Consider the following 13,108-nt stretch of genomic DNA (forward strand, 5'->3'; position numbering starts at 1 on the left):
AACGCTCCGGGAAAAATCACAGCAAGGGCAGGGTGTAGCTGACGATAAAGCGGTTCTGGTCGATATCGCTGCCGCTGCCATTGCTGCGATACGTGCCATTGCGCCATTTCACTTCAAGGTTCTTCAGGGCGCCGCTCTGAAACACGTAGCCGATATCGGTGTTGCGCTCCCACTCGGTGCCTTCCAGGGTGCGAGTGCGTACGAAGTTGTCGCCTTTGAGGTAGCGGGTCATGAAGGTCAGGCCGGGGATGCCGAGGGCGGCGAAGTCATAGTCGTAGCGGGCCTGCCAGGACTTTTCCTCAGGGTTGGCGAAGTCCGGCGAGATCATCACGTAGTTGACGAGGTAGGAGTCGGTACCGTCCAGGTGGGGGAAGCCGGTGGTGCCTTTCATGCGCTGGTAGGCGGCGCCGAACGAGTGGCCCTGGATGCTATAGGTGAACTTGGCGCCGAAGGCCTGGTTGTCGATGTTGCTGTTGCCTTCCTTGCTGGAGTCGGCGTAACGCAGGTCGGTCTTGAACGACTGGGCGTCACCCAATGGCAGGGTGTGGACCAGGTTGAAGATGTGTTGCTTGTAGTTGTTCTCGAGGTTGGCGTAGTGGTAGCCGGTGACGAGGGTTTTGGTCCAGCTGTAGCTGGCACTGGCGAAGTCGAATTTATCGCTGGGCACGGCGCCCTTGATGCCTTTGCCATCGACTTCAATGTCTGCATGGCCGCTGTCGTTACGCAGGGTGTTGCTGGTCAGGCGCCCGGCGTCGAAGGTCAGGCCGGCGATGTCCTGGCTGGTCAGTTGGGTGCCGCGAAAGGTCTGGGGCAGCAGCCGACCGTCATTGGGCAGTACGGTGGGCAGCTTGGGGATCAGCGTGCCGAATTTAAGTACGCTTTTGGAGATGCGCGCCTTGGCAGTGGCGCCCATTCGGCTGTAGCTGTCCGGAGCCCCGTCCTCGCCGACGGGAAGCAGGCCGGTGTTTTGGCGGTCTGGGCTTGAGTCGAGTTTCAGGCCTTGCAAGCCGATGGCATCGATCCCGAATCCCACCAAACCTTCGGTATAGCCCGACTGGTAATTGAGGATCAGCCCTTGGGCCCACTCATCGCGTTTGGACTGGCTCGCGTTGGGCTGGCGGTAATCGCTGTTGAAGTAGAAGTTGCGAAATTCGAGGTCAGCCTTGCTGTCTTCAAAAAAGTCCGCTTCGGCAAAGGTTGGGAAGGCGAGGGTCAAACCGAGGGTGGCCGAAGTCAAACCCAGGGTAATAGGGGATTTTTTCATTGTTATTCCCGTTGTCTGCTGCTTATTTTTAGAATTGTCTGGCCGGACGGCGACAGGGAGACGCGTCCGGCTTGCGCAGGCTAACGAGTTGTTTTGCAGATTGAAAATATATAGAAAGTGTTGAGACGAGACGAAAAAAGTATGAAGCGGACGCCCGATTTTTCAGACACTGAAGGGCCAATGTGGGAGCGGGCTTGCTCGCGAAAGCGGTGGATCAGTCAATACATCCGGTGACTGTCACACCGCATTCGCGAGCAAGCCCGCTCCCACACAAGCCCGCTCCCACATTTTGATCTGCGCTTTAGTGCATCTTGCTGTGGTCCATGGTTTCCGTTGCATTCAACGCGCGGGCCTCAGCCTTCACTTCGATCGACTGCTTTTCGCCCTTGGCATTTTCCACGGTGACGGTCAGCGGCACCTGGTCGCCTTCCTTGATCTGGGCGGTGAGGTCGATCAGCATCACGTGATAGCCATCCGGGTCGAGCTTGACGGCCTTGCCGGCAGGCAACGGCACCGAGTCCACCGGGCCCATGCGCATCACGTCGTCCTTCATGGTCATCTCATGGATCTGCACGGTCTTGGCGACCGGCGACGCCACGCTGAGCAGTTTGCTGTCGCTGTCGGCGGTGACGGTCATGAACGCGCCGCTGGACGGCTGGCCCGGTACCGAGGCGCGTACCCAGGCGTCGCTGACCACCGCCTGTGCACTGGCGTGTGCGGCGAGGCCCAGCAGGGAAAGACCGAGGGCGAAGCGTTTGAGGTGTTGAACGGCAGTCATTAGCAGACCTCCATGACGGTGAGCAGGTCTTCTGCGCACTCTTTGGCGTTAAGCGAGGCAGACAGGCCCAGGCGCAAGGTGCCTCGGGTGTCGAACACAAAGCTGGTGGCGGTGTGGGAGAGGGTGTAGCTGTCGCCGGCGGGGATCTTTTCATAAAAGATCCCGAATTCCTTGGCGGCCACGGCGATTTCTTCCGGGGTGCCGTACAGCGCTTCAAAACTCGGGTCGAAGGCCTTGACGTAGGCGTCGAGTATCTTGGGCGTGTCGCGTTCGGGATCGAGGGTGATAAATACCACCTGCATGATCTTGCCGTCGCGGCCCATCAGTTTTTTCGCCTGGGCCATGCGCGCCAGGGTGGTCGGGCATACGGCGGGGCACTGGGTGAAGCCGAAGAACACCACCGGCATCAAGCCGCGGAAGGAACTCAAGGTGACGGTTTCGCCATCTGTGTTCTTGAGCTTGAAGGTACGGCCCATGATCTTGTCGCTCAGATCCTTGCCGTACTTGAAGTTCAGTTTCGGGCTGTTGTCACAGCCGGCCAGCAGGCCCAGGCCCAGCAATCCCATGCCGGAGAGGACTTTGCGGCGGGTGAATAACGTACTCATCAACTGTGCATCCTGTGAAGCGCCTGGGTACCACGAAGCGTTAAATCAGGCGAGGAGAGCGTGGCATTCTAACAACCTGGGCCTCTGGGCGTAATCTGCGACGTTCTGTCACAGGCCCTGCCGCGCAAGACCAGATGTGGGAGCTGTCGAGCTTGAGCGAGGCTGCGATGCAGGCGCCACGGTCTTGCAGGGGCACCGAGGCGATCCATTCGCAGCCTCGCTAAAGCTCGACAGCTCCTACAGGGGGAATGGTAAAGTCGCCGCCATGAAATTCTCCCGCCCGGACCGTTCACTCATTGCCTGGACCCTGTATTTTTGCGTCCTGTTCAATGTGTTCGTCTGTGGTTTGGGCCATGGGCAGATGATGGGCCTGGAGCTCAATGGCCTGGGCGGGCAGTTCTGTTCAAGCCTGGGCACCAAGGCCCCGTCCTCGGATGCCGGCCTGGGTAATCCGACGACCAGCAGTTGGTCGAACTTCTTCGCCTGCCCGGTGTGCTCCGCCGTGACCCTGGGCATCGTTTTCCTGTTTTGCCTGGCCTGGTTGTTGGGCCTGGGGCAAAAGCCGCGCCCGGCCCATGAGCAGCGTAACAAGGCGCCTCCGCGGTATTCCTGGCCCTCGGCCAACCCTCGCGCTTCCCCTGCATTCTGACGTGTGCCTTGGGCTTCCTGTTACCAGGAGGCGTTCTATCGTCACGAGTGTGAGTGCGTTCCATGAGCTCTATCCTGCCTTCCGGCGCTGCCCGCCTGGTCAGCAAGGCGTCGCGCCGTCCGTCCCGCGGCGACGTGTTGTTGCCGTCTGTCGAATACCCGAGTAACGCCCGCTGTTTCGTCCACCTGGATGCACGGTTGCTGCCGTATTGGCACACCTTGTTCGACATCTGCCCCGGTTTGCTCAAGCTCGACCCGCCGGAGGGCTTGAACCTGTTTCGCAGTTTCATGACTTGGGCCTACCGCAACCGTCCCTCCCTGAACTGGACCTACCACGTGAGTGTGTGTCGTTGGTTGCTCGGTTCGGTGTATCGCACGCAGATCGATGAAGAACCCATCGAAGCGTTCATGACAGCGGCGGCAGCCCGTTGGGTCAGCGATGACACCAGCCAGGCCCGGGGCTTGGTCCTGGCCTGGCAAGGTTCACCCCTGCAAGTGGTGGATTGGAAGCAGGGCAGCGGCGTACCGCTGCAGAAACTGCCGCCGCTGCCCGGGGATTTCGCCTGGTGCGCGCTGGATAGCCAGGGACGGTTCAGCGGGTGGTTGCCGGTGCCTTGAGGTTCTGCTCGATCCACTGGGCAACGCTGGTGACGGCGATCTGCTGTTGGGCATTGAAGGTGACGGCGGGGTCCCAGGCCACGCCGTGGCCTTGGGCGAAGGCCACCCGGTATTTCAGCAGATTGTCCTCGGGTGCAGCGGCCAGTTCCGCTTCCAGGTACGTCACCGACCAGCGTTCGCGTTTGAGGGTGAGCCCCAGTTGCGCATCCACGGTCTCTGCCAGCTCGCCGTAGGTCAGGGTGTCGCCTGCGGTGTACACCACTCGGTTGACGATCGGCGGTTCGCTGAACAGGATGCGCGCCGTCAGCAGGCCGATGTCCTCAGGCGTGGTGACGGTGACGGCAGTGTCCCAATCCCCCAGTGCGCGCACGGTGTTTTGTGCCAGGTCGACAACGCCGAAGGACGGCTCGAACAGAAAACTGGTGAACATCCCGGTGGAGACGATCACCCATTGCGTGCCCTGTTGGTCACGCAGCAAGTCGCGCACATCAAGCTGTTCGTCCCACAGGTCCTGGGCCGAGCCACGGCCGATCACGTCGTAATCCACACCGAACTGCCACGGTACATAACGCTTCACGCCACCTGCGATGACCGCGTGGGTCAGCTTGCGCTGGGTGCCCGGGCCTGCGGCAAAGCCGATGCAACTGATCACGGTGTGATAGTTGGCGAACACCGTTGCCAGTTCGGCCTCGGAGCCGTTGGCCAGGTCACCGGCCAGCAGCTCAATGCCCAGGGCGCGCAGTTCGGTGATTTCCTGCTGTTTGGCGGGGTCGAGGGAGTTCAGTGTGGCGGGGCGCAGCAACACCGTCACAGGCACATTTTGCGGTGCAGCCAGGCGTGCCAGTTGGCGCAGTACCGCCAGGCCCAGTTCGCCGGCGCCCAGTACAAGGATCGAAGCAGTCATAGGGTTCTCGGTTCGATTGAAAGTCATGCCATGCTTGCAGAATTGCCGACGGGGCATAAGAAGGCACACCAGTGATACCGGGAGTAGAAGGTGGACAACGACGAGATCATCAGGCGCTCACAAGCCGCCTGCGAAGCCATTAGCGCCGATGAAGACGGGCTCAAGCGCCAGGTGCTGACCCATGCGGGTAACCGCTGGTCGTTGGGCATCGTGCACCTGTTGGGCGTTAACGGGCGACTGCGCCATGCCGAGATCGGCCGGCGCATGGAGGGCGTCACCCAGCGCATGCTCACGCGGACCTTGCGCCATCTGGAGCGCGATGGCCTGGTGTTGCGCCACGACTTTCAGGAGGTGCCGCCCAAGGTCGAATACCAGCTGTCGGAGCTGGGCAAACAGCTGCTGGTGCACATGATTCCGTTGTGGACGTGGGTGGTGGAAAACGCCGACGGATTCAGGCGTGCCCGGGAGCAGTTCGATGCTGATCAGGCGCTGTGATCAAGACGTGGGCCGGCAGTCTGCACGTTTGCTCGCAGGCCCATTCTCGGGAAACAAGTGCGCATGCAGGTAGTCGATAAACACCCGCAGCTTGGGTGTTGGATGCCGGCCCGAAGGCCACATGATCCGGAAGTTCTCTGCTTCCGAACACGCCTCCAGCACCGGCACCAATTGTCCGCTGTCGAGCCATTCACGAATGGCGAAATCCGCCAGGTAGGCGATGCCGATACCTTGCACGGCAAAGCAGATGCGCGCTTCCAGGTTGTTGCAGACCATCGCGGCCGGCAGTGGGAAATCAGCTTCCACCCCGTCCTGGCGCAGGGGCCAGCGCTGCATTTTGCCTGTGTTGGGGTAGCGGAACTTGATGCATGCATGCTGGGCCAGGTCTTCCGGCCGTTGCGGCGTGCCGCTCTCGGCGAGGTAAGCCGGTGACGCCACCAGCAGCATCCGATAGCCGCCGATCAGGCGCGATGTGAGGCGCGAGTCGGGCGCTTCACCGCTGCGCAGCACGGCGTCGTAACCTTCTTCCACCACGTCCACGCGGCGGTCGGTAAAGCTCAGGTCCAGCTCCACCTCGGGGTAGTCTTTCTTGAATTGCGCGAGCACCTGCAAGAACGGATGGCCCACCAGCGGAAGGCTGACCTTGAGCCGGCCACGAGGCGCCGACACGGTTTGCGAAAGCTCGGCTTCGGCCTCGTCGATCTCCATCAGGATGCGCCGGCTGCGCTCCAGGAACAGCTCGCCCTCGGCAGTCAGCGTGACGCTGCGGGTGCTGCGGTTAAACAGGCGCACACCCAGGCGTTCCTCCAGGCGCACCACGCTCTTGCCGACCGCCGAGGCCGTTACGCCCAGCACGCGCCCGGCGGCGACAAAACTGCGGGTTTCGGCGACCTGCACAAAAACATTCAGGGTGTTGATGCTGTCCATCGAGGCTCCGGTTTGGCTGAAGGGGCGCCTGGACACCTTATCCGGATTACGGAACAAAAGCTCCGCAGACAATGGAGGTGGCGCCCCCTTAATCCCGTGAAGCAAGGCTCATATCCTTGTGGCATAGCCCATTCACGAGGAATACCACGATGACCGACACCATGAAGCGCTGGGAAATACCCGCACTGGGACTGCACACACTGCGCCTTGCCGACGTGCCGCGCCCCACCGCGAAGGCGGTGGAGGTACTGGTGCGCGTCGAGGCCGTCTCGCTCAATTACCGCGACGGCGAAGTGGTCGACAACGGCATGGGCGCCGACCTCACATTCCCATTCACGCCGGCCTCCGACATGGCGGGCACGGTGGTCGCGGTGGGCGAGGGCGTCACGCGCTTCAAGGTTGGCGACAAGGTGCTGTCGGCGTTTTTTGCTGGCTGGATCGACGGTGCCCCTTTCTCCTGGAGCCAGGCACCGTCTCAGGGTGGCCCCATCCCCGGGATGCTCGCCGAGTACGTGGCAACGCCTGCCGAATGGTGTGTGCAGGCGCCGCTCAGCCTTACGGTGGGGCAGGCCAGCACCTTGCCGGTGGCCGCCCTGACCGCCTGGATGGCACTGTTCGAACTGGGCCACCTGCACGCCGGCCACACTGTGGTGGTGCAGGGCACCGGGGGCGTCTCGTTGTTTGCCGTGCAATTGGCGGCGGCCAATGGCGCCCACGTGATCATCACCAGCAGCAGCGATGAAAAGATCGCGCGCGCCATCGAGCTGGGTGCCACCCATGGCATCAACCGCAGCCGGGTGCCGGAGTGGCACACCGCAGTGCAAGAACTGACGGGTGGGCGAGGCGCCGAACATATCCTTGAAATGGCCGGTGGAGACAACCTCACGCGGTCCCTGCAAGCGGTGGCCAATGGCGGGCGTATCTCGGTGATCGGCTTGCTGGAGAGTGATCAACTGAGCGCGACGGTCATGGCGCTGCTCGCCAAGCGGGCGTCCATCACCGGCATCGCAGTCGGGCCGCGCCGGGCCCTGGAAGACCTGATTGCGATGATCGACCGCCATGGCATCGAGCCGATGATTGATCACACCTACGGCTTCGAGCAAGTCCCCGAAGCCTTTGCTCATCTTCGGCGCGGTGCCTTCGGCAAGATCGTGATCGAGGTCGCGCGGTGATCTACATCATTCTTGGTCTGTGCACCCTGGCGTTCGGGGGCGCCCAGGTATTGCCTGCAGATCTCTGCTCTGCGCATTAATCGGGTCTGCGGGCGTGGACTAGTGGTAAACCGCTTGATTGGCCAGGGCATTTAGCTTTCCGATTGGGTACTGTCGAGGCTTTTGAAGTGCATGTCTTCGTTAAGGAACCCACCGATGTCCATCGGAAAAAACTTCGCCGGCGTCATCGCCTTCATGAAAGTCGCGGCCAGCGAAAGCTTCAGCGAGGCGGCCCGCGATCTGGGCATTTCAGTGCCTTCGGTGAGTCGCAGCATTACCCGCCTGGAAACCCAACTGGCGATCAAGCTGCTGGAGCGCACGACCCACAGCGTGGCGGTCACGCAGGAAGGGCGACGGTTTTTTCAAGAGTGCCTGCCCAGTGTCGAGCATCTGTTGCGCGCTACCGAGGCACTCAAGCAATCCACCCAGTCGCCTTCTGGTGTGGTTCGTGTGAGTTCCACGGTGGGCTTTGGGCGCAAGTGCATTGCGCCGCTGTTGCCTGGGTTCTGTAAGGCTCACCCGGACATCACCCTCGAATTTGATCTGAATGATCGCCATGTGGATTTCGCCGAAGGTCGCGTGGATGTCGCGATTCGCAACGGGCGGCTGGAGGACGCCGATGTGATTGCCAGGCAACTGGCGCCGATGAGTTTTGTCACCTGCGCCGCGCCTGAGTACCTGCACGTAGCCGGCTACCCGCAGACCCTGGAAGACCTGGCGGCGCACAAGACTATCGCCTTTCGCCTGGCGCAGTCGGGCAAGCCGCATGTGTGGGAGTTTGAAGTCGACGGGCAGTTCGTGCGGCTGCCATTGCCATACAGCCAGTTGTTCAATGACCCTGAACTGGTGGCGCTGGCGGCTGTGGCCGGTGGTGGGGTGGCGCAGCTCGCCGGTTATCAGGCGCAGCACTGGATCGCACAACAGCGCCTGGTTGTCTTGCTACCAGGCTATACGGCGCAGGCGCGGGGCAGGGGGCATTACATCTGTTATCGCCAGCGAGACAAAACGCCGCTGAGGGTGAAATTGTTTGTGGACTACATGGTGCAGGCCTTTAAGGCATGACCATTGGGTAAAGGCTTTTGCCAGGGTGCCTAATTGTCGCGGGTGGCGACGGCTGGGCACTATCCGGGTGATATTTATCACCGGGAAATCAATATGTTAAGCAAAGCTATCAAAACCTGGCTGGAATGGCTGTGGCTGCTGCCGTTCGCCGCGGCGCTGTACTATCCGTGGGCGCTGGCGTGGAGTAACCAGGCGCATGTGGCAGGCGCCGGCACCCCGGTCGCCCTGGCGCTGATCCTGAGTGCCTATGCCGTGCCGCTGTTGGCGTTTGCCTGTGTGTATGTCACCGGTGTTCAACCGGTCATGAGCGCACGCCTGGTCCTCGCGCGCCGCTTGTCGTGCCTGGCGGTGGCTGCGCCTCCTGCGTACACGCTGATGGGCGTCTTGCTGTACCTGATGAAAATCGAGGGCCACGACATCGCGGTATGGAGCGGACTGTGGCTGGCGCTGGCGGGCTTTTTTGCCATGGTCTCTTCAACGGGGCCGAGCATCAGCCTGGTGACCTCGGACAAGACCTATATCAAGCTGCGTGTCGCCCACGGCATCGCCTCGGTGGCGATCCTGTTGGTGTTTCTCGCGCCGCACCTGTTCAACCATCTACTGGGTGTACTGGGTACCGATGTGCATAAGTCGGTGATGGACGTGCTGCGACGGGTGTATCGCAATGGCTGGCTGGAGCCGGTGATCATTGTCACGTTTTTCTTCCAGATTCTCAGCGGGCTGGTGTTGATTCGCCCGAAGACCGTCACGCGTGCCGACCTGCTGGACGCGTTACAGACCGCCTCCGGCGCCTATCTCTCGCTGTTTATCGCGTCCCATATCAACTCGGTATTTACCCTGGCGCGTTACTTCGGCACCGACACCGATTACGCTTGGGCCGTGGCCGAGCCCGTAGGGTTATTAGCGGATCCATGGAGCATTCGGCTGCTGCCGCATTACTCGCTGGCGGTGTTCCTGTTGATTGGGCATCTGGGTTGTGGTTTGCGAGGTGTATTGCGTAATCACAATGTCAGCGAGTCACGCAGTTCGCTGTTGACCTGGCTGGTGATTGGCATGGGCGCCATAGTCACGATCATCATTACCAGCGGCATGCTGGGGGTCAGGGTTTAGGCTGTTTACGGCACCGTAAAAAGTAATGGCTTGTGTAATTCAAAGCGCTCAACGTATTATCCAAGATCTTGCTTGGTTATATGGTTGATGGGCATTGCGCCACTGCACCAGAATCTGTCCATCGACACGCCTTTGTTGAAGCATGCCGTGCGTTCCCGCGACTGTTCGTTCAACCTGCAATGGGCTTGAGTACGGCGTGAGGCAGAGGCTGCGATGGACTGCGCAGCGGTCGTGAATCCTGAAGCGCTGGTGTATCCGGGACACTGCGGTAAGGGCTTGCGATGGTTGCGCAGCCCATCACAGCCTCTTTCTTACAGGCGGCGGGGCTGGATACTGTAGGCGCAGCGCCGGTCCCCGGAAATCAAATGCTCGCGCCGCTCCACCACATTCTCATCGCCCAGGGCTGCCTGGAAGATCTGCAGTTCCGAACGGCAGAACCCCTGGCATTTGCGGGCGGCCACGCAGATCGGGCAGTGGTTTTCCACCAGTAGCCAGCCATCGTTCAGCGGCTCCATCTGCGCCATGTACCCGGCGCGCTCGCGAATCTGCACCAGGATCTCGACTTTCTCCCGCAAGCTGGGTGCGACGGAGCAAGCCTGGATGTATTCATGCTTGGCGGTCGCCTCCATGCTGGCGATGACTTTTTCCACGCCTTCGCTGCCAAAAATCCCTTCGATGGACTCGATCAGGTGCAACGTCAGCACGCTGTGGGAATCGGGGAATTTGCTTTGGGCGGTTTCGGTCAGGGTCCACTTCAACGATGGCCGGCCGGCACCCGAGATGGGGGCTGATACGCCGACGATCAACTCCGCGACCTGCAACTTCTGGATTTGCTGGCGGGCGGCTTCGGAGGTGATGTCCAGCAGCGCAGCCAGGTCCGCAGTTTTCAGTGGGCCACGGGTCTTGATCAGGAACAGGATGCGGTCCCCGGTGGATGCCTGGCTGTCGTCAGTGTGTGTGGCGTTCATAGATCGGGAATAACCATGGAAGTGACCGGCTCATTTGACCACAGCACGCATGTTGAGGCACCCCTTGATGCGCCTGAAGGTACGGTTCCAGTTGATTTGTATCGAAAGCATTCTGCTGGCCCATCACGCATTTTTCCCTCGCTACTATCGGCCGCCTGCCCAACCCACGAGGGAAAAGGAATGAGTGAGACCCCCGATAGCCTGATCACACCACCCGAGGGATACAGCGATTGGCTGTCCGATCTCAAGAGTCGAATCCACTCCGCCCAGCAGCGCGCCACCCTGGCGGTAAACCGCGAGCTGGTGTTGCTGTATTGGCAAATCGGCCAGGATATTTTGACCCGGCAGGCACGGCAGGGCTGGGGGACCAAGGTGATTGAGCGGCTGGCGCAGGATTTGCGTTCAGCGTTTCCGGAGATGAAGGGTTTTTCGCCGCGCAACCTGAAGTACATGCGTGCATTTGCCGAAGCGTGGCCGGATTCCGAATTTGTGCAACAGGCTGCTGCACAATTGCCTTGGGGCCATAACCTGGTGTTGCTGGACAGGCTGCCCGGCCCCGAAACCCGTCGCTGGTACATTGCACAGGCCATCGAACACAATTGGTCGCGCAACGTCCTGGTGATGCAAATCGAAGGTCGCCTGCTGGAACGCAGCGGCAATGCGGTCAGCAACTTCGAGGGACTGCTGCCCAAAGCCCAATCCGACCTGGCTCGCGAATCACTTAAAGATCCTTACCGTTTCGACTTCCTCGGCCTGTCCCTTGACGCGCAGGAACGTGAAATCGAAAACGCCTTGGTCAAACATGTCACCGATTTTTTGCTGGAGCTGGGCGCCGGTTTTGCCTTCGTGGGACGGCAAGTATTGCTGGACGTAGGGGACGAGGAGTTTTTCGTCGACCTGCTGTTTTATCACCTCAAGCTGAGGTGCTACGTGGTGATCGAACTCAAGGCCGGTAAATTCAAACCCGACCATCTGGGGCAGTTGGGCTTTTACCTCGCGGCGGTAGACGCCCAGCTCAAGCACCCGCAGGACAGCCCCACCATCGGCTTGCTGCTGTGCAAGAGCAAGAACGAAGTAGTGGCCGAATACGCCCTGCGTGACAGCTCGCGCCCCATTGGTGTTGCCGAGTATCAACCGGTGGAATCCCTGCCTGCAGAGCTGCAAACCAGCTTGCCGAGCATCGAACAGATTGAGCGAGAGCTGGCAAGTGATCGCCCTTCCATGGCGAGTGCTTCGTAGGACAGTGCCGACAGACTGGACATTGGCAATCGCGTCGGCACAATAAGCGCCTTGAAAGGAACTCACCCTAGGAAAGCCATGGCCCGCCGTATTCATTCTGCCTATCCAATGTTGTTGCTCACTGGCGTGCTGATGGGCGCGGGGATGCCTGCCAGTGGCGTGTCCTTCGATTGTAAAAAGGCCTCCACCACGGTGGAAAAGGCTATTTGCGCCAGCCCTGAATTAAGCGAACTCGACACTACGCTGGGCCTGTACTACAGCCAGGCAATGGCCAAACTGGCACCCGACCAGCGCGACGAATTGCGCCGTGGCCAGCGCATCTGGCTGCAGGCTCGCAACGCGTGTGCCGGTGCCCCGGAACAACTGCCCGGCTGCCTGCAATCCCAACTGAGTCAGCGAGTGGTCGAGGTGGGAACCATCACCCACAAAGACACCGCAGCCCTTGACGCAATCATTGCCAGTATCCCGTACCATCCGGCCCAGGCAGCAGAAGGGCTCCGGCGCTACCCGATGAACGATCTGGCAGCCGCCTGGCTGGTTTACCTGCAGCGTTTTGAACCCGACAGTGGCGTGACGGAGAATGAGGCCGAGGAGAATCGCAAGCAAGTTCTCGTAGCACTCAAGGAAGACAGTTTTCCCTGGTCGATCTGGCAGGACCTGCAAAACGATCCCGTCGTCAGCCGTGACCGGGTGACGTTGACCTTGCTGCGCATGATGATTGAGCGCCAACAGTATGAGATGTACGCCGACCAACGCCCGTATGTGCACTGCTTTGTCTTCAGCCGGCAGGGCGAGGTCGCGTATGAGTCGTTCGGATCGTTGTACGGCTCCACCCGCGACAGTTTTGCGCCGATCTGTGCCCCCCAAGGTGATCTGTTTGCACAGCCGGCGTGGAAGCGGTTGGACGACAGTTTGACCGAGCCTTTGTCCACGGCCTCGCAGAACGAGGGCACGATCCGCTTTGCCAGCTATGCCGACTGGAACACTCTTTCCCTCAAGGCCACTGCGTCGCCTCGGCTGTTTCTCCAGCCAGGCGCCGCAGGCAAGACCCAGGATCCTGAATTAACGCTGCGCAACTGGGGCACTGATAAACACTGGCCCGCCAAGCAACGCCAGCAGGCGCTGGCGGCCATTGAACCGGCGCGCCAAGTCACGAGCGAATGGTTGCAGCGCGAGCGGGGCTTCTCTGCTGTTGATGCCCGGCAAGCGTCCCGGGAAATCGTTCGGCAGTGGTTGAACTTGCGCCTGGACTTTATCGGTGGCCCAAGCGAGCTCTAGT

At 60.7% G+C, this 13,108-nt stretch carries 14 protein-coding genes; 8 read left to right on the top strand and 6 right to left on the bottom strand.

What is annotated here, in order from left to right:
- Positions 1–16: 16 nt before the first annotated feature.
- The 3 genes from JFU58_RS19060 to JFU58_RS19070 all read right to left on the bottom strand — a co-directional run bounded on the left by JFU58_RS19060 (position 17) and on the right by JFU58_RS19070 (position 2,647).
- Positions 17–1,264, bottom strand: a complete 1,248-nt coding sequence (locus tag JFU58_RS19060; RefSeq protein ID WP_063030848.1) for an OprD family porin — start codon at positions 1,262–1,264, stop codon at positions 17–19.
- 301 nt (positions 1,265–1,565) lie between these two features.
- Positions 1,566–2,042: a copper chaperone PCu(A)C gene (locus JFU58_RS19065; RefSeq protein WP_063030846.1), complete on the bottom strand. Its 477-nt coding sequence runs from the start codon at positions 2,040–2,042 to the stop codon at positions 1,566–1,568.
- On the bottom strand, positions 2,042–2,647 hold the full coding sequence (locus tag JFU58_RS19070; protein WP_017475143.1) for an SCO family protein: 606 nt from the start codon (positions 2,645–2,647) through the stop codon (positions 2,042–2,044). Before JFU58_RS19070 ends, JFU58_RS19065 begins: the two co-directional genes overlap by 1 nt.
- Positions 2,648–2,912: 265 nt before the next feature.
- Here JFU58_RS19070 and JFU58_RS19075 point away from each other — a divergent pair, with 265 nt between their 5' ends.
- Both JFU58_RS19075 and JFU58_RS19080 read left to right on the top strand, forming a co-directional pair.
- Positions 2,913–3,296, top strand: a complete 384-nt coding sequence (locus JFU58_RS19075) for a DUF2946 domain-containing protein (protein WP_063030844.1) — start codon at positions 2,913–2,915, stop codon at positions 3,294–3,296.
- 62 nt (positions 3,297–3,358) lie between these two features.
- A complete protein-coding gene (locus JFU58_RS19080) occupies positions 3,359–3,913 on the top strand; it encodes a putative natural product biosynthesis protein (protein WP_017475145.1) in 555 nt (184 codons plus the stop codon).
- Here the strand turns inward: JFU58_RS19080 and JFU58_RS19085 are convergent.
- A complete protein-coding gene (locus JFU58_RS19085; protein WP_063030842.1) occupies positions 3,888–4,817 on the bottom strand; it encodes an aromatic alcohol reductase in 930 nt (309 codons plus the stop codon). The two genes, JFU58_RS19080 and JFU58_RS19085, sit on opposite strands and share 26 nt — an antisense overlap.
- Positions 4,818–4,907: 90 nt before the next feature.
- On the opposite strand from JFU58_RS19085, the gene JFU58_RS19090 reads away from it, so the two are divergent.
- Entirely contained in the window at positions 4,908–5,312 is a 405-nt protein-coding gene (locus tag JFU58_RS19090; protein ID WP_201141637.1) for a winged helix-turn-helix transcriptional regulator, read from the top strand.
- Here the strand turns inward: JFU58_RS19090 and JFU58_RS19095 are convergent, their stop codons facing one another.
- Entirely contained in the window at positions 5,313–6,239 is a 927-nt protein-coding gene (locus tag JFU58_RS19095; protein ID WP_201141639.1) for a LysR family transcriptional regulator, read from the bottom strand. It lies immediately after the preceding gene.
- A gap of 149 nt (positions 6,240–6,388) precedes the next feature.
- Here JFU58_RS19095 and JFU58_RS19100 point away from each other — a divergent pair, with 149 nt between their 5' ends.
- From JFU58_RS19100 to JFU58_RS19110, 3 genes are all read left to right on the top strand, one after another.
- Positions 6,389–7,411 (top strand): zinc-dependent alcohol dehydrogenase family protein, encoded by a 1,023-nt coding sequence (locus tag JFU58_RS19100; protein WP_201141642.1) that lies wholly within the window; start codon positions 6,389–6,391, stop codon positions 7,409–7,411.
- 195 nt (positions 7,412–7,606) lie between these two features.
- Entirely contained in the window at positions 7,607–8,512 is a 906-nt protein-coding gene (locus tag JFU58_RS19105) for a LysR family transcriptional regulator (protein ID WP_201141644.1), read from the top strand.
- Between the two features lie 93 nt (positions 8,513–8,605).
- Positions 8,606–9,622, top strand: a complete 1,017-nt coding sequence (locus tag JFU58_RS19110) for a hypothetical protein (protein ID WP_093197681.1) — start codon at positions 8,606–8,608, stop codon at positions 9,620–9,622.
- 311 nt (positions 9,623–9,933) lie between these two features.
- Here the strand turns inward: JFU58_RS19110 and JFU58_RS19115 are convergent, their stop codons facing one another.
- A complete protein-coding gene (locus tag JFU58_RS19115) occupies positions 9,934–10,590 on the bottom strand; it encodes a helix-turn-helix transcriptional regulator (RefSeq protein ID WP_201141646.1) in 657 nt (218 codons plus the stop codon).
- 180 nt (positions 10,591–10,770) lie between these two features.
- Between JFU58_RS19115 and JFU58_RS19120 the strand changes: the two genes are divergently transcribed.
- Positions 10,771–11,829: a PDDEXK nuclease domain-containing protein gene (locus tag JFU58_RS19120; RefSeq protein WP_201141648.1), complete on the top strand. Its 1,059-nt coding sequence runs from the start codon at positions 10,771–10,773 to the stop codon at positions 11,827–11,829.
- A 78-nt stretch (positions 11,830–11,907) separates the two neighbouring features.
- Positions 11,908–13,107, top strand: a complete 1,200-nt coding sequence (locus JFU58_RS19125; protein ID WP_201141650.1) for a lysozyme inhibitor LprI family protein — start codon at positions 11,908–11,910, stop codon at positions 13,105–13,107.
- Position 13,108: the final 1 nt, after the last annotated feature.

Origin of the sequence: Pseudomonas sp. TH34 (genome assembly GCF_016650865.1) — a bacterium.
Classification (GTDB): Bacteria; Pseudomonadota; Gammaproteobacteria; order Pseudomonadales; family Pseudomonadaceae; genus Aquipseudomonas; species Aquipseudomonas yamanorum.